Origin of the sequence: Pseudomonas sp. NPDC096950, assembly GCF_044762525.1 — a bacterium.
Taxonomy (GTDB): domain Bacteria; phylum Pseudomonadota; class Gammaproteobacteria; order Pseudomonadales; family Pseudomonadaceae; genus Aquipseudomonas.
Map to the genome: position 1 here is coordinate 1 of NZ_JBIWEL010000036.1, position 17,694 is coordinate 17,694.

The 17,694-nt window shown below is 59.4% G+C and carries 11 protein-coding genes; 5 read left to right on the forward strand and 6 right to left on the reverse strand.

Going from position 1 to position 17,694, the window contains the following annotated elements; translation table 11 throughout:
• From ACIQY3_RS32220 to msrA, 5 genes are all read left to right on the forward strand, one after another.
• The coding region (locus tag ACIQY3_RS32220; RefSeq protein ID WP_403028175.1) for a transketolase-like TK C-terminal-containing protein at positions 1-605 on the forward strand (605 nt) is incomplete at its 5' end.
• Between the two features lie 11 nt (positions 606-616).
• A complete protein-coding gene (aceF, locus tag ACIQY3_RS32225; RefSeq protein ID WP_403028178.1) occupies positions 617-2,584 on the forward strand; it encodes a dihydrolipoyllysine-residue acetyltransferase in 1,968 nt (655 codons plus the stop codon).
• Positions 2,585-2,859: 275 nt separating this feature from the next.
• Entirely contained in the window at positions 2,860-4,254 is a 1,395-nt protein-coding gene (locus ACIQY3_RS32230) for an alkaline phosphatase D family protein (protein ID WP_403028180.1), read from the forward strand.
• Positions 4,255-4,509: 255 nt separating this feature from the next.
• Positions 4,510-7,203, forward strand: coding sequence for an EAL domain-containing protein (locus tag ACIQY3_RS32235; RefSeq protein WP_403028183.1), 2,694 nt, complete (start codon positions 4,510-4,512; stop codon positions 7,201-7,203).
• A 198-nt stretch (positions 7,204-7,401) separates the two neighbouring features.
• On the forward strand, positions 7,402-8,049 hold the full coding sequence (msrA, locus tag ACIQY3_RS32240) for a peptide-methionine (S)-S-oxide reductase MsrA (RefSeq protein ID WP_134419969.1): 648 nt from the start codon (positions 7,402-7,404) through the stop codon (positions 8,047-8,049).
• Between the two features lie 151 nt (positions 8,050-8,200).
• Here msrA and ACIQY3_RS32245 read toward each other — a convergent pair whose 3' ends face one another.
• The 6 genes from ACIQY3_RS32245 to ACIQY3_RS32270 all read right to left on the reverse strand — a co-directional run bounded on the left by ACIQY3_RS32245 (position 8,201) and on the right by ACIQY3_RS32270 (position 17,624).
• Positions 8,201-9,040 carry a 23S rRNA (adenine(2030)-N(6))-methyltransferase RlmJ gene (locus tag ACIQY3_RS32245; RefSeq protein ID WP_223450924.1) on the reverse strand — a complete coding sequence of 280 codons (840 nt, stop codon included), beginning with the start codon at positions 9,038-9,040 and terminating at the stop codon, positions 8,201-8,203.
• Between the two features lie 228 nt (positions 9,041-9,268).
• Positions 9,269-9,592 (reverse strand): hypothetical protein, encoded by a 324-nt coding sequence (locus ACIQY3_RS32250; RefSeq protein ID WP_403028184.1) that lies wholly within the window; start codon positions 9,590-9,592, stop codon positions 9,269-9,271.
• A gap of 335 nt (positions 9,593-9,927) precedes the next feature.
• On the reverse strand, positions 9,928-10,236 hold the full coding sequence (locus ACIQY3_RS32255; RefSeq protein WP_403028187.1) for a contact-dependent growth inhibition system immunity protein: 309 nt from the start codon (positions 10,234-10,236) through the stop codon (positions 9,928-9,930).
• Positions 10,233-14,885 carry an RNase A-like domain-containing protein gene (locus tag ACIQY3_RS32260; protein WP_403028190.1) on the reverse strand — a complete coding sequence of 1,551 codons (4,653 nt, stop codon included), beginning with the start codon at positions 14,883-14,885 and terminating at the stop codon, positions 10,233-10,235. The genes ACIQY3_RS32255 and ACIQY3_RS32260 overlap by 4 nt, the downstream gene beginning before the upstream one ends.
• Positions 14,885-15,622 carry a DUF4123 domain-containing protein gene (locus ACIQY3_RS32265; RefSeq protein WP_403028193.1) on the reverse strand — a complete coding sequence of 246 codons (738 nt, stop codon included), beginning with the start codon at positions 15,620-15,622 and terminating at the stop codon, positions 14,885-14,887. The genes ACIQY3_RS32260 and ACIQY3_RS32265 overlap by 1 nt, the downstream gene beginning before the upstream one ends.
• On the reverse strand, positions 15,612-17,624 hold the full coding sequence (locus ACIQY3_RS32270; protein ID WP_403028196.1) for a type VI secretion system tip protein VgrG: 2,013 nt from the start codon (positions 17,622-17,624) through the stop codon (positions 15,612-15,614). The genes ACIQY3_RS32265 and ACIQY3_RS32270 overlap by 11 nt, the downstream gene beginning before the upstream one ends.
• Positions 17,625-17,694: the final 70 nt, after the last annotated feature.

Here is a 17,694-nt window from a genome sequence, read left to right on the forward strand (position 1 = left end):
TCACCGTGATGAACGAGTCCTACCAGCAGCCAGCCATGCCGGCCGGTGTCGAGGAAGGCATCATCAAGGGCATGTACCTGCTCGAGGAAGACACCCGCGAAGCGGCGCACCACGTTCAGCTGATGGGCTCCGGCACCATCCTGCGCGAAGTCCGCGAAGCGGCGAAGATCCTGCGCGAAGAGTTCAACATCGGCGCTGACGTATGGAGCGTTACCAGCTTCAACGAACTGCGTCGCGACGGCCTGGCCGTCGAGCGCACCAACCGTCTGCACCCTGGCCAGAAGCCGAAGCTGAGCTACGTCGAAGAGTGCCTGAACGGCCGTAAAGGTCCGGTCATTGCCTCCACCGACTACATGAAGCTGTTCGCCGAACAAATTCGTCAGTGGGTCCCGTCCAAGGAATTCAAAGTCCTGGGCACCGACGGTTTCGGTCGCAGTGACAGCCGTAAAAAGCTGCGTCACTTCTTCGAAGTCGACCGTCAATTCGTGGTGTTGGCAGCCCTGGAAGCCTTGGCTGACCGTGGTGATATCGAACCTAAGGTGGTGGCCGAGGCTATCGTCAAGTTCGGGATCAACCCGGAAAAACTCAACCCACTGGACTGCTGAGGAGACAATCTGTGAGCGAACTCATTCGAGTACCTGACATCGGCAGCGGTGAAGGTGAAGTAATCGAACTTTTTGTGAAGGTCGGCGACCGTATCGAAGCCGACCAGAGCATCCTGACGCTTGAGTCGGACAAGGCGAGCATGGAGATTCCTGCTCCCAAGGCCGGCGTCGTCAAAAGCCTGAAAGTGAAAATCGGCGATCGCCTGAAAGAAGGCGACGAACTGCTGGAGCTGGAAGTCGAAGGTGCCGCTGCTGCGGCCCCTGCGCCTGCCGCTGCTGCACCGGCTGCCAAGGCTGAAGCGGCACCGGCGGCTGCACCTGCCGCCGCTGCACCTGCTCCAGCCGCCGCGCCGGCTGCTGCAACCACCCAGCAAGTGCACGTGCCAGACATCGGTTCGTCGGGCAAGGCCCAGATCATCGAGATCCAGGTCAAGGTCGGCGACACCGTCGAGGCTGATCAATCGCTGATCACCCTGGAATCCGACAAGGCAAGCATGGAAATTCCATCGCCTGCCGCTGGCGTGGTCGAAAGCATCAGCGTCAAGTTGAACGACGAAGTCGGCACCGGCGACCTGATCCTGGCGTTGAAAGTGGCGGGTGCTGCGGCCCCTGCTGCGGCCGCACCAGCCCAGGCTGCTGCACCTGCTGCCGCCGCTGCTCCAGCGCCAACCGCTGCGGCTCCGGCTGCACCGGTTGCCGACACGGTCCAGGACATTCACGTCCCGGACATCGGTTCGTCGGGCAAGGCCAAGATCATCGAAGTACTGGTCAAGGCTGGCGACACCGTCACCGCCGACCAGTCGCTGATCACCCTGGAATCCGACAAGGCGAGCATGGAAATTCCATCGCCCGCCGCTGGCGTGGTGGAAAGCGTTTCCATCAAGCTGGATGACGAAGTCGGTACTGGCGACCTGATCCTGAAGCTGAAAGTCAAAGGCGTTGCGCCGGCCGCTGCTCCAGCACCTGCCGCTGCTGCCCCGAGCGCGCCTGCTCCAGCCGCCGCTGCTCCGGCTGCCGCACCGGCTCCGGCAGCACCTGCTGCGGCACCCGCCAAGCCAGGTGCCAAGGTTCACGCCGGCCCGGCAGTACGCCAACTGGCCCGTGAATTCGGCGTCGAGCTGAGCGCGGTCAGCCCAAGCGGCCCGCACGGTCGTGTGCTGAAAGAAGACGTGCAGGTTTACGTCAAAGCCATGATGCAGAAGGCCAAGGAAGCACCGGCCGCTGGCGGCGCAACCGGCGGCGCGGGCATCCCGCCGATTCCGGTCGTGGACTTCAGCCGCTTCGGCGAAACCGAAGAAGTGCCGATGACTCGCCTGATGCAAATCGGCGCGTCGAGCCTGCACCGCAGCTGGTTGAACATCCCGCACGTGACTCAGTTCGATTCGGCTGATATCACCGACCTGGAAGCATTCCGCATCGCGCAGAAAGCCGTTGCAGAGAAGGCCGGCGTCAAGCTGACCATCCTGCCGCTGCTGCTCAAGTCGTGCGCGCACCTGCTCAAGGAACTGCCGGACTTCAACAGTTCGCTGGCGCCAAGCGGCAAAGCGATCATCCGCAAGAAATACGTGAACATCGGCTTCGCGGTCGACACCCCGGATGGCCTGCTGGTACCGGTCATCAAGAACGTCGACCAGAAGAGCTTGTTGCAACTGGCTGCCGAAGCCGCCGTGCTGGCTGCCAAGGCCCGCGACAAGAAGCTCACCGCTGACGACATGCAAGGCGCCTGCTTCACCATTTCCAGCCTCGGCCACATTGGCGGCACCGGCTTCACGCCGATCGTCAACGCGCCGGAAGTGGCGATCCTCGGTGTTTCCAAGGCAACCATCCAGCCAGTCTGGGACGGCAAAGCCTTCCAGCCGAAACTGATGCTGCCACTGTCGCTGTCCTACGATCACCGTGTGATCAACGGCGCCGCTGCTGCACGCTTCACCAAGCGTCTGAGCGATCTGCTGGCGGACATCCGCACCATCCTGCTGTAACACCGACGGCCCTCCTTCACCGGAGGGCCTGTCGCGTTCCACGATTTCCGAGCGCCACGCTCGTACCTCAACCCCGCCAATTTGGCGGGGCTTTTTTTGCCTTGAAAAAAGTGCCTGCCACCTTCCTACAGTCGCGGCTGACTTCGCCCACAACTTGGGTCCACTTCGGCTCGATATTTTTTGCCGGCCAATAACTAGGCTTAGTTGCATAAAGTTCAGCGTGAACTTTGACACTCTCAATCGCTTAGTTAGCACTACTTCGAATGGATTCGAATATGTTCAAACCGACTGTCGGTCCGATTATTGGCCACACTACAACTCATCACGCGCGCATTTTCTTGCGGGGAGATATTCAAGATGGCGCCCTGGTATTTGCCGGCATCCGTTATCGACGAGCGGGCGACGAACGCTGGACTAAAGGCGTGTTTGCCAAACTGTCGCGCCTGAGGGACATGTGCGATGTCATTGCGTTAAATCACCTGGCTGAAGACACCGCGTACGAATACCAGGCCGGTTGGTTCAGCCCCATGAGCCCGGTGCATACCGTGGAAACCGTGCAGGAACTACCGCTGCAATGGCCACGGGAGATTTATCGCTTTCGTACCTGCTCCAGCAAAGCCACCCTGCCCCGCGCCTACGTCGTGGGGTCGTGCCGTTATCTGCGCATGACCGCCGGTATTGCGTCGGCGCCGCATCTGGGCGACCGGATCTTCGCGTCGATCACGCAACTGGCGAAACAGACCGACCCGCCGATCAGCGCGATGCTGATGACCGGCGACCAGATCTACGTCGATGACTTGAACCGCATTGCGCCCGACCGGGAATATAAAGAGATCCTCAACAAGTATCGCGCGGCTTTTTCGCAGCCCAACATCAGTAAGTTGATGGCAGGGACGCCGACTTACATGATCCTTGATGACCATGAAATCGAAGACAACTGGCCGGCCAATAAAAGTAAAAACGATGATTACTTGTATAAAAATGCCATCTCGGCCTATGAACTCTATCAAGCCAGTCACAGCCCGGCGCATGAACTACTGGCCGACGGGCAAATAATTCGCCAGGCGGAACAGTATTGGTATCAGTTTGCCGAAGGCGATATCGAATGGTTTGTTACGGATAGTCGGACCCGACGCAATTTGTCCGCTGATGATCGACGCATCCTTGATGAAGAGCAGGAGCAAGCGTTGCTCAAATGGCTGATCCATAGCCCGGCGCGGGTCAAGTTCGTGGTCACCAGCGTGATGTTCTACCCCGACCGCAAAAAACTCGGCGACGATGCCTGGAAGGCGTTCCCGGAACAACGCCTGCGGTTGCTGGAGACCATTCGTACACAACGCATCCAGAACGTCGTCTTCGTTTCTGGCGATGTCCACGGCTCACTCACCAGTCGTCTGACCCACAGCGAGGATCCGGACTTCGAGGTTCACACCGTCATTTCATCGCCGCTGTGCAATAGCATGCTGCTGCCGTATGCCCGGGAATCGACGTTCATTCTTGATCAGCCACTGGCGCGGACGGCGGCCGGGGAGTATCGGCATGAGCTGACCAGTAAGGTGGTGAGTCAGGATAATTTTGCGCATTTGGTGGTTGAGGCGGAGCAGATCCGCGTCAATTACCACGATCGGGGTGGAGAGCTTTTGCAGTCGGTCAGTATTCCATTGCGTTAAAAAGTCAAAAGATCGCAGCCTTCGGCAGCTCCTACGCGCCTGTGGGCGCTGCCGCAGGCTGCGATCTTTTCCGGCTTACACCATTACTTTCAGCCCGCCACTGGAGAAATCCCCCCTCCTGCCGACATATTCTTATAGCACTTGGCCTTCATGTCTCTTGTCAGTCGGTGCCGCAATGATGCAACCTTGCCGCAGGCAACAGTTAAGAGGGCGAGAGCCCGGCGCGATCAGCATATTCGAAGCGAGTTTCCCTCCATGAAAAGCCAACCCGATGCCGCCAGCCGTATGGTGGCCGAGGTAGTGACGCAGTTGCCTGTGCCCTCGCGGCTCGGCATGCTGCGTTTCGAACGGCTGAATGAAGCTAGCTGGGCGCTGTTGTTTCTCGATCCCAATTGCGAGCGACAGTTCGGCCTGCCGGCGGTGGAGCTCTGTGCCCTGGTCGGTTCGCCCTACGCCAGCCTGATGGAGCCCGAAGCGCGCTATCAACTGCATGACACGATCCAGCTGCAACTCGCCGACAGCCCGCATTACCTGATCCGCTACACCCTGCACACCGCCGCTGGCACCTTGAGCCTGCTGGAACTCGGCGAAGCCTACAAACAACACAATCGACACCTGCTGCGCGGCTACCTGATGGTGGTGGACGGCTTGTTCGACGGTGAGCCGCTGGTGCCTGCGCTGGACCTGGAAACCCAGAACTCACGGCTGCAAATCGCCCTGGAACTCAACCAGCGTGCCCAGCAGGAACAATTGCAGCACCTGGACCGGGTGCGTGCCCAACAAGATTTGATCCTGCTGTTGACCCGCCAGCGCTACAGCACAGGCAACTCCCTGCAAGAAGCCGCCGAGCTGATCACCCGCTGCGCCTGCGATATCTACGAAATCGACTGTGCCAGCCTGTGGAACCTCGAAGGCTCGACCCTGGTGCCGATCTCGGCTTATCATCGCGCGACTCAGGAATACCTGATGCCGGAGCCGATCGACGCCAGCAGCTTCCCCGATTACCTCGACGCCCTGCACACCAGTCGCGCCATCGATGCCCACAACGCCATCCGCGACCCGCGCACCCGGGACATGGCCGAGAGTCTGCGCCCGCGTGACGTCAACGCCATGCTCGACGCCAGTATCCGCGTCGATGGCCAGGTGGTCGGCGTGTTGTGCCTGGAGCAGACCGGTGCGACCCGCGCCTGGCAGTCGGACGAAATCGCCTTCGCCGGTGAGCTGGCGGACCAGTTCGCACAGGTCATCAACAACCACAACCGCCGCACCGCCACCAGCGCCCTGCACCTGTTCCAGCGTGCGGTCGAGCAAAGTGCCAACGCCTTTTTGCTGGTCAATTGCGACGGCGTGGTCGAATACGTCAACCCGAGCTTCACCGCGATCACCCAGTACAGCACCGAAGAAGTCCACGGCCAGCGGCTGTCGGAACTGCCGGCGCTGGAAAACCTCAGTGAACTGCTGTTCGACGCGCCCTCGGCGCTGGCCAAGAGCAACAGCTGGCAGGGCGAATTCAAGAGCCGACGCAAAAACCTGGAACCCTACTGGGGCCAGTTGTCGATCTCCAAGGTCTACGGCGACAACCGCGAGCTGACGCATTACATCGGCATCTACGAAGACATCACCCAGACCAAGCTTGCGCAGCAGCGCATCGAGCGCCTGGCCTACACCGACAACCTGACCAACCTCGGCAACCGCCCGGCGTTTATCCGCAACCTCGATGAACGCTTCGCACGGGACACCGATACGCCGATCAGCCTGTTGCTGGTGGACATCGACAACTTCAAGCGGATCAACGACAGCCTCGGCCACCAGACCGGCGACAAACTGCTGATCAGCCTGGCCCGGCGCCTGCGCAACAGCCTGAGCCCGAGCGGCAGCCTGGCGCGTTTCGCCAGTAACGAATTCGCGGTGCTGCTGGACAACACCGACCTCTCGGCCGGCCAGCAAGTCGCCAACCAATTGCTGGCGACCCTCGACAAGCCGATGTTCGTCGACAACCAGTTGATCAGCGTCACCGGCTCCGTGGGCCTGGCCTGCGCGCCGCTGCACGGTCGCGACCCACAAACCCTGATGCGCAACGCCGGCCTCGCGCTGCACAAGGCCAAGGCCAACGGCAAGCATCAAGTCCAAGTGTTCACCGAAGCGTTGAACGCCGAGGCCAGCTACAAACTGTTCGTCGAGAACAACCTGCGCCGCGCCCTGACCCAAAACGAACTGGACGTGTTCTACCAGCCCAAGCTGTGCCTGCGCAGCGGTCGTCTGCTGGGGATGGAAGCCTTGCTGCGCTGGAACCATCCGGAAAAAGGCATGATTCGCCCGGACCAGTTCATCAGCGTCGCCGAAGAGACCGGCCTGATCATTCCGATCGGCAAGTGGATCGCCCGTCAGGCCTGCCGCAAGAGCAAGGAATTGACCGCCGCCGGCCTGGGCAATCTGCAAGTGGCGATCAACCTGTCGCCCAAGCAGTTTTCCGACCCGGACCTGGTGGCCTCCATCGCCAGCATCCTCAAGGAAGAAGCGCTGCCGTCGAACCTGCTGGAGCTGGAACTGACCGAAGGCCTGCTGCTGGAAGCCACCGAAGACACACACCTGCAACTCGACCAACTCAAGCGCCTGGGCCTGACCCTGGCCATGGACGACTTCGGCACCGGTTACTCGTCGCTCAGCTACCTGAAAAAATTCCCGATCGACATCATCAAGATCGATCGCAGCTTCATCCACGAAATCCCGGACAACCAGGACGACATGGAAATCACCTCCGCCGTGATCGCCATGGCCCACAACCTGAAACTCAAGGTCGTGGCTGAAGGCATCGAGACCGCCGAGCAGTTGGCGTTCCTGCGTCGTCATCGTTGCGACGTCGGCCAGGGCTACCTGTTCGACCGCCCTATCCCCGGCTCCGAGCTGATCGAAAAGCTCAAACGCTACCCGCGCGGCCCGATTGCCTGACAGCACTTTTCAGTTAATCCACAAAACCCTGTGGGAGCGGGCTTGCTCGCGAAGGCGGTGTGTCAGATGACACTGTGGGTGACTGACACACCGCATTCGCGAGCAAGCCCGCTCCCACATGGGTAGTGCGTAACCGGCCAGCATTGGGCAAACTGCGTGTCTGACAATTTACATTCAACCTGACTGAGGGGACTGATGATGGTCTTGCGCTCGGAAATTCTGGTGAACAAAAACGTGCTCCCGACTAAAGAACAAGCTCTGCCCGGCCGTGAAACCCCGATGAACCTGCCGGAAAAACACTTCGTTCACGACGCACCGCTGCTGGGTCCTTTCGCCATGGACGTGGATTTCGCAATCTTCGGCCTGGGCTGTTTCTGGGGTGCGGAACGCAAGTTCTGGCAGCGCGAAGGCGTGGTCAGCACGGTCGTGGGTTACGCTGGCGGCTTTACGCCGAACCCGACCTATGAAGAAGTCTGCTCCGGCCTGACGGGCCACAGCGAAGTGGTTTTGGTGGTCTACGAACCAGCAAAAGTCAGCTACGAAGAGCTGCTGAAGATGTTCTGGGAACTGCACAACCCAACCCAGGGCATGCGTCAGGGCAATGACATCGGCACTCAATACCGCTCGGTGATCTACGCCACCAACCCGACTCAACTGGCCGCCGCCAAACACAGCGAGCAAGTGTTCCAGGCCGAGCTGACCAAGGCTGGCAAAGGCACCATCACCACCGAAATCGACGAAGCCCCGACGGTCTACTTCGCCGAGGCCTATCACCAGCAATACCTGGCGAAAAACCCTGAAGGGTATTGCGGGATTGGCGGTACGGGCGTGACTTGCCCGATCTGATTTTAGGGCCCCTAAAAGCTTCGCGAGCAAGCCCGCTCCCACAGTGGATCTGTGTCTGACCACACTTTTGTGATCGACATAAACCTACTGTGGGAGCGGGCTTGCTCGCGAATGCGATCTGTCAGACGCCATCCATGCAGCTGACCAGAAATCAACTCTCAGCAATCAACCAATCCATCTGCCACCCACCCTGAGTCTGCCCAAGCTTCTTGGACAACCACGGCAGCAACTCACGCAATTCTTCTTCCAGGCCCCACGGCGGATTCGCAATCGCTAACCCCGAGCCGTTCAGACTGTTCGGCGTATCCAGCGGATGCACCAACAACTCCACGCGCAACAACTTCGGCGCGCCCGTGCCGGCCAGGTCCTGATAGAAACGACGCAGCATGCGCTGGTCCTTCACCGGGTACCAGATCGCGGCCACCGTCTGACGCATCCGCCCAATCGCCTCTTTCAGCGACGCCGCGCAACGCTGCATCTCATCGAGCTGCTCGAACGGCGGATCAATCAACATCACCGCGCGCTTCTCCTGCACCGGCAACATCGCGCGAGGCACATGCCAGCCTTCGCCCAGGTGAACCTTCACCCGACGATCACCGGCCATGTTGTCCTTGAGCAACACGCCGTCTTCAGGGTGCTTCTCATTGAGCATCACCCGATCCTGCGGCCGCGTCAGGCGCCGCGCCAGTTCCGGCGACCCCGGGTAATAGCGCAACTGGCCATCCGGGTTCATGTCGTGCAACACCTTCATGTAATCGGCGGTCAACTCCGGCAGATCCGGCTGATCCCACAACCGCGCGATCCCTTCCAGGTACTCACCGGTACGACTCGCCTGATCACCCTGCAGGTCATACAGACCAATACCGGCGTGAGTGTCGAGATAGGCAAACGGCTGCTCCTTGCGCGACATCAGGGCGATGAGGCGGGTCAAAGTCAGGTGTTTGAACACATCGGCGTGATTGCCGGCATGGAAGGCGTGACGATAATTCATGATTGCTCCTGCGAAGGCCGGGAAGTTTACCTTGTACCGAGCCTAACGTCAGGGGTTGGTGGCTGAGCGGCTGTTCTGCGCACTGATCGTTCCCATGCTCTGCGTGGGAATGCCTCCCGGGACGCTCCGCGTTCCAGCCACACCGCCGTTGTCGAGCCGGACACCAAGGTGACGCAGAGCGTCACGGGCTGCATTCCCACGCAGAGCGTGGGAACGATCATCGCAACCTTACTCCGGCGACCGAGCCCGCAACCGCCGCCCAAGCACATCCAGCACATCACACCCATCCCGCAACGGAATGGCGCACAGCAACGCAAAATCACTGAGGATGAAGGATTCACATTCGATTGAATCACGCATGGACAGGTTTTCCAGCACCTGGGTAACTGCGCGAATTCGATAGCTGGCAGCGTCATACAAAACGTCGAGCGGGGCGTGGGTGTCGACGAACAAGGTCGGCATTTCGCAACAGTTGCTGGTGAGCGCCATGTAGCGGTTATCGGGGTGAGGGACTGGTTTTTCGTAAGGTGGGTCGGGGTGAAGGGTTTTCATCGATTTGAGTCCTAACGTATGGATTGAAGCCGCCAGAATCACTTCCACGCAAATAGGTGGCGGCTGTACGCAGGTGTGGAAGACCGGGACGTTAGGCACCCGGCGCACTCGAAAGCGCCCCGCGCACAGCCACCATAAAACACAGACGTAAAAACGCCGAACTGGTGACGCTAGACGCGCCTAACGATAGAAGGGCTTCCACGCCCTGTCACTGAATTTGCAGTGACAGGCAAAAGACTATCGATGAGACGGACGCTGCACCAGTTCATGGAAGCCGCTACGAGTTGAAGGAAACCTCCGACGAGTTTGCCCAGAAATTTCGCTGCCGCCTGTCATCAGGAGCGATTAAGTCTGTCAGCCAACCTATCACGAATGTGCTGCATCCAAGACATGCCTGATTCCCACGTATTCCAATAGCAGTAGTAACAGCTCAACTCTTTCAATAAGTAGTCTCTTAACTCCATCTCATCTTTCCCCAGATTAAGCAAAGCGCTAATTTCTCCTCCAACAACAACGAGATCTTCCGAGTCAGAGTCAGCTAAAAAAGCATCAATTACTTGCTCGGCGGTCTCATGTTCCACCGTCCAGTCTTGGTGAAAATAGGCTCCCAAAAACTGATGTAGCTCGGGAAATTGCTTATTCATATCTCTGGGAATCCTGTTAATAAAAAATACCCTTCAGGGAGACGCGGCTCTTTTATCAAGATCAGCAACACCTTTGATGCAGGCAATGAACTGGTGTGCCCGTTGGGCACGCTAACTCCAACTGGCTGGGGGAACTGATGCGTAATCATCGTTTTTCCTTTGCTACGCCTAAGGAATTTATCAATACGCTGTTTATTGTCAGCTAACGCCTTCGCCACCGTAGCCTCAGCAGTAGCTCGATCCAGAAATGTTGAAGCAGCAGGGATGTTTGGCTCGTCAGCTAGCCTTTGTAATAGCTGCGCATCCGTCCGACCCACATGCTTTGCAATAAGGTGCCCTCCCTGAGCCTCATGCGCAGCCAGTCCGCCACCCGGAACAATTTCACTGTACGGCCCTTCTATGTCTCCCGGACATGGCCCACATGCCAACCCCAACGGATCAACCCACCCCGTCGGATTCGGCGTGTACTGATACTGGTTGATCCCACCCGCCAACTTGATCGGGTCCGGCGTCAGGTACCGGCCAATCTCCGGATCATAGTACCGATGCCGGTTGTAATGCAGGCCGCTCTCACCATCAAAGTACTGCCCCTGAAACCGCAACGGCTGTTCAAGTTGTTCTCCCGCACCATGGGTCAGGCGAGTGACCTTTCCATACCCGTTGTACTTCGCCGCCCAGACAATCTCGCCACCAAAATCCGTCAGTTCCTGCGGGGTGCCGAGGTGGTCGAGTTGGTAGTAGAACGGGCAGGCTTTGCGTGGGCCTTTGCCGTCGAGCATGGCCAGCGGGCGGAAGGTGCCGGGCTCGTAAACATAGCTGCGGTAATGTTCGCGGCTGCTTTCGGCGACGACTTGATCGCCTTGCCAGAAGAATTCGGTGGTTTTTCCATCGACGGTTTTAGCGATGCGGCGACCGAAGGCGTCGTAGCGATAATTCGCACAACGTCCATTCGGCAACGTGACGCCAATCAACCGATGCTGGCAGTCGTAGCGATATTCGGTGACGAGTTTTTGCGCGGTGCCGCGCCGTTCGCGGATGAGGTTGCCGAAGGCGTCGTAGTCGTAATGGCGATCGCCCTGCATCAGCAGACGATTGCCTTTGACGCTGGCCAGACCAGGACGGTCCTGCATCAGCAAGTTGCCCGCCGGGTCGTGGGCGAAGCTTTCCGGTGGGTCGTCGCGGGTGTGGCGAACGCGGGTCAGGCGATTGAGAGCGTCATAAACATAGCTGCGCTGGCCGTGCCGGGTGTCGGCGATGCTGTCGAGATTGCCGTTGGCGCTGTAGGCATAGTCGCGGCGATACAGCGGTTGGCGCTGTTGGCTGACAGCATGAGCCTTCAGACGTCCCTGTTCATCGTAGGCATATTCGCAGAGCAGCAGGCCTTGTTGACGCTGCTGCTCACGACCGTATTGGAACCGGTGAGTAGTGAGTTGTGCGCCATTGAGATCGATGGCGCTGAGTGCGCCGCCCTTGGCGTAGTGGTAGTCGAGTTTGCTGTTGTCCGGCAGGCGCAGACGTTTGAGTTGACCGCAGGCGTCGTAGCCGTAGCGCAAGGTTCCCCAACCCTGGTGCTCGGTGATGAGGCGGTCTTGCTTGTCGTAGGCAAATTCCAGTGGATGGTCGCTGCCATCATCCACGCCAACCAATCGGCCGAGGCTGTCATAGCGGTATTCGACCTTGATGCCGTCGGGCAGGGTTTTGACCAACAGGCGCCCGGCCGAATCCCGTTCGTACCCGGTGATCAGTTGCGAGCCGTCATCACCGAACTCGGTTTTCTCCAGCAGTTGTCCGTTCAGGTCGTAGGCATACGCCGTGCGCTGCCCGTCGAACCCGGTTTCCTGTCGGATCAATCCGCTCGGCGTGTAGTCCAGCTGATATTTTTCGCCGGATTCGTTTTCGATCTCGGTCAGCAGAAGTTGCGCATTGTCATAGCGATACTTCAGCTGCGTGCCGTCGGGGTTGATCCGACGGCTGACCAGGTGCAGGTCGTCGGCGTATTCGTAGCGAGTGACGCGGCCGAGTTCGTCCTGTTCGGCGCTGATCTGGCTGTAGGCGTTGTAGCTGAACGCGCGGGTGGCGCCTGTAGGAAGCGTCGTCCGGATCAGTCGGCCAATGTCGTCCCACTGATACCGGGTCACAGCGCCGTGTTCGTCCTGGCTGTTAATCCGCCGCCCCAACACGTCGTAGGAAAACCGCCGTTGCCCGCCATTCGGCAAGGTCTCTTCGATCAATTGCCCCAAGCCATTCCAGACGAACACGTGCCGACTGGTGTCCGGGTAGCGGATCGTCAGTAACTGCCCTTGCGTGTCGTAGTAGTAATGGGTGACCTGCCCGTCCGGGTCCACGGCCTCGGTGACATCGCCTTCGGCGTTACGCCGATACGTCCACACCGCGTCACCGCGATACCGCGCGTGCAGGAAACCGTTGCGATACTCGTAGGCCGTTGGCTCGTCTTGCGGCGGAATCAGCGCCACGAGGCGTCCGACTTCGTCGTATCGGTACTCAGTGACCGCGCCGAGCGGGTCCTGCTCGGCAATCAATCGGCCGTTGCCGTCGTAGGCCTTGAGGTGTTCGCCGCCGTCCAGTCCAACCTTGCGCACCAGCCGCGCCCGGTCGTCGTGGACGTAAACCTCTTCGCTGCCGTCTATGTTTTTAACGGTGACACTGCCCTCGTCATCCCAGACGTAACGCGTATCCATCTGTGAAAACGACGCCCAATGCCGGACACATCGCGCAGCCTTGCCGGATCTCTCCCACTCCCAGAAGAAACTCGCCCCACCGGTCAATTGCCGCTGGAGGATCACGTGTTGATCGTCGTAGTCGTAACGCTCGCTTTCGCCGGCAGCGTTGATGGCGGCAATCAGTTGATCGCGCTCGTCGTAGTCGTAGCTGACCAGCGTCTGCTCGGTGTGCCAGGCCTCATCGAGGGTCTGGGCCGGGCGAAAAACCTGGTAATCGACGGCAATCAAATGGCTGCGGGCATAGCGCAACAGCAAGGCACGACCGGCGCCGTTGTCGAGGCGTTTGATCCGGTCCTGACGGTCGCGGGTAATGCGCAGACGGTTTTCGTATCCGTCGCTGATCCCTGTCAGAAAACCGTTGTGGAAGTGAAAGAAACGGGTTTCTTCGCCGGCCTGGGCGAGGATCAGTTCTTCGGGCTCATTACCGAGGTAAATCGCCGCGCGCGACAGGCTGTTATGAATCGCCGGGCGCTCGGTGTTTGGTAGCGGGAACGTGGTGCGACGATTTTCGTGGTCGATCCAGACGACGTTTTCGCCGTCGATTTCCAGGCGATGCGCGAGGGTGTGGCTCCAGCCGAACCCGAGGCCGCTGTCGATATCGGCGGCGCTGGTGCGGTAGAGCCGGGTGAAGTTAAAGGGCAGGATGCCGTCGAGGGTGCCGTCGGTAAGCGTGAGCAGTTCTTCACCGGTGACCATCGATACCGGGCAGTTGTTGGTGCACGTCAGCGGGACACAATCGGCGCTGTCGCCGTTGGGGTTTTTCGCCTGGTCGGGGGCGTCGTCGTGGTGCTCGTCTTTCTTCAGTGAAGTGTTGCGACGTGCGCTCCAGTTCAACTGCATCCGGCCTTTTTTCATGCCGGCGGCGATGCCTCGGGCGGCGACTTTTTTGTAGCGGTCGATGTAGCTGATGAAATTATCGATGATCGTGAAAATCGCCTTCACCAGACGCAAAACGGCGCTGAGTAGTTGCGCGGCTCGATCAGCCAAGCGCTTCGTCAGATAAGCGATACCGGCCCCCGCCCCGGCGAAAGTCAGGACGATGCCGATCAGGATGTCGATCAACAGTTCCACCACTACGGTGGAAACAGCTTCGGCGGTTTTGCCGGCAATCTCGCTGGGCGGCAGCATGTCGAGCCAGAGACTGGCGGAGCGTACTAGCAGGCAAAGCGCCGCTTCGTCACTGGCCAGTAATTGGGCTTTTTCCATCACGTGCGGGGCGGTTTGCGCAAGCTTTTGCAGCTCTGCGGCGCTCTCGCCCAACTGCTCTGCGTACTTGGCCGGATCCTTGAGAATGTCCGAAAGCAGACCGACGCCGTCCCACACGCCTTCAATCGCCGCCCAGCCTCCCGCGAGCATTCCATTGCCTACAGCCGCCGAAGAAGATTCCGACCACTTCGGTTTAAAGGTTGTCCACTCATCACGCAGCCAGTTTTCGAGTTCTTTCGTCAGGCCGCCGTAGGAATAGAAAAGATCATCAATTTGCTGCGGTGTAACTTCGTTGTGAACGTGAATGCGGTAGAACTTGCCCTCGTCTCCCTTGAACGTCCCCTTGCCGTTTTTATCAAGCGTGACGAGCGTCGTTTCCCCGCTCTCCACCGCAACCACATCGACCTGAATGTCCCCAACGGGAATGTCATAAACCGATTCAAACTTGCTCTCGATTTCTAGCTTTCCACCCTTCGGACACTGCACCTTCGAAGAGAAAAAATCGTCATCGCCACTGCTCACGACGGTGCTGGAATTGCCGAATCGAATAACCCGCTCCATCCCCATCAACGAAGGCAAATCAGCCGCATGACTGGCCGTGTCCGCCGCCCGACTGAACCAGTGCTTCAGCTGTTCACGGTAGAGGGAAAGGGTGTTCGGAAAACTGTCGAGCTCCTGCTCGATGCGCACAATCTGGTCCATCAGTTCAGCTCCGCCATCAGGTAATCCACCAGGGCTTGTTTCGGTGCCTGGGGCAGCTCCGGCGCTTCAAGAAAACTCGCGACCTTGCGTCGCAATACGCTGTGGGAAAAAGCTTCGAATAGATCTGGACGATCCTCGCTCAGCCACTTCAACAAGTTGTTGATTCGGGTGACGGCAGACTGCGCGGCAAGCTCTTCCAGCAATGTCTCGGGGACGTTCCACCACGGAAAAACCTGTGAGCTTTTCAGCGCACGACCGCCGATTTCGAGTGCACGACCATTAATCAGGCAACGCCCGATGACCGGCAGCAATTGCGCGGTATCCACTGCGTCGGATTGCAACATCGGCAGCAGATAGCGTCCGTCCCAGAAGCGGAAAAACACCTTGTCGTCATTCGGCAGCACGGCTTGCGTGAGGCTTCGCAAGTGATCGACCACGGCTTCCAGGCTCGCCGACGAAATCGCCAGCCAGCCCCAGTCGCGAGACTCGGTGGCAGCGACCCATTCCAGAAACTCACCATCAGCGGCGACGATTCCCACGAAAGGCATCACCGCGTCCCACTCGGCGTAAGCGGTGTCGGCCCAAATCGGGTTCGGTGCCTGAGCAGTAATCGAACGCTGCCACGCCTTGAATGGCTCAGCTGCGCTGGCATTGCTGAAGATCGCGAACAGCTGTTCCGACGCTTTCAGCGGCTGCTGTTCCAACCAGGCGTGAGGCGACAAGTGATCAGGCTGCACAGACACCATCCTTGCAGCGCTCGCATTCCTCACAGAACGGCGCATCTCCTTTGAGGCTCAGAATCTGTGCCGCACTCAGCAACGCCGCCGGGGCTGCGGCAAGTTTCAAAGGCACGTCCGGCGAATTCGCCACGGCGGCCATGGCCGCCATCGGTGCCCCACCTACCTGAATCGGCACACTGCTGAAAATCCCGCCCGGACCGATGTTGATCCACTGCCCGCCCGCCTGAATGGTCGCGCTGGCGCCGCCGTCGATCACCACTTGCTGGCCGGCACTGACGTGGAATTGCTGACTGGCGTTGAGAGCCTGGCTGGTCACGCGGATGTGGCGGTCGCCGGTTACCAGCAAGTGATCGTCTTGCCGGATTTCGGTCTGACGCTGGCCGTGGGTGATGCGTTGTTCGTCGGCCTTCAGCTCATGCCGCGCGATGCCGGAGACGACAATGCTGCGGGCGTTATCCACCTGGACCTGTTGATCATTCAGCACGTGCTGAGTCCAGTTTCGCTGGGCCCGCAGGTAAATTTCCTCGGCGCCTTTGCGATCCTCGATGCGCAATTCGTTGTAACCACCGCCGCCCGGACTGCTCTGGCTGCGGAAAATACTGCGGGTCTTGTCGGCAGGCAGGTCCAGTGGAACCGGCGTCGCGGCGTTCGGTAGGCAGCCCATCACCAGCGGTTTGTCGGCATCGGCGTCGATGAAACCCACCAGCACTTCCATGCCGACTCGCGGGATCAACACGCTGCCGTAACGGTCGTGGGCCCAGCCGGTGGCGACGCGCAGCCAGCAACTGGAATGCTCGTTGAGTTGACCGTCGCGATCCCAGGCGAGCTGGACTTTGACCCGGCCAAATTCGTCGCAGTGGATTTCGCTATCGGTCGGCCCGGTGACCACGGCGGGTTGGTAGCCAAGCATGCGTGGCTTGTCCGGCCCCAGCGGCGGTCGGAACGAAACGTCCCACGGCGTGGCGAGAAAGGTATTGCGATAGCCCTGAAATTCACCGTCGTCGGTGACGGATTCTTCCAGCACCTGCGGCTGACGGCCACGGTGTTCGATCTCGGTGATCAGCCACAAATCATTCCAGGCGTGGCGCGGGTGCTCGGCCAGTTGCAGGAAATGTCCGCAGACCAAGACAGATTGATCGCTGCGACCTTCGGCCTGGCGGTAATCCGCGCCGTGGCGTTCCAGGGTGCGCTGGGTCAGTTGCTTGCCGGACTCGCGGTCGGTGAATTGACCGGGAAAGTGGTAGTCCTCAAGCACCGGTCGTTGTTCGCTATCGACGCGGCTTTCGAGTGGCAGGCGGGGTTTGTGGAAATCGTAGTCCCGGCGTGTAACCACTGTAGTCCGGGTTTCCAGGCGCACGTTGAAACGCTTGATCGCCGGCGCGCTCGCGGCCATGCCGCTGCCCGGCAGATACAGCGTGGGCTCGGGCAGACGCGGGAAAACCGTCTGATCGTCACCGAACACCAATAGATGTCCGTCGGGGCTGTGCTGAAAGTGGAAGTGAATGCCGATCTCGGCGCACAAGCGTTGAACGAAGGCCAGATCGCTTTCCGCGTATTGCACGCAGTACTCGCGCTCGGGGTAGTCACTGCCGAGTTGAAATTCGAAGGCGTCGCGTTGAATGCCATGGTCCTTGAGGACCTGCGCGATGATCGCCGGCACGCTTTGATGCTGGAAGATTCTTTGATTGATGCGCTGGCCGAGGTAGGTCAGACGCGGGACAAGGCTGACTTGATAGCGTGTCAGACGTTTACCGGAATCCCCTTGGCCAACGCGATAAATCTGACCGTGAATACCGGAACCTTGCCCATCGAAACTCAGAAACGCCTGACGATGCAGAAGGTTTTCAAGGTCGAGGTCCGGCCGTTCGCTGACCAGTTCCAGGTCGAAACGGAAGGGTTGGCTGATGGCTTCCTTGCCCGTGAACTCAAGCACCTTGAGCTCATTCTGGACGCCGTCGAGGGTCAACGTGAAACGCGGTTGATTGGCAGGCGCGAACATCCGATGTGTCTCTGCAGAATGAAGGCGGGCGATTCTGCATGAGCGACAAGGAGGGTTGAGCGGAGGTCAG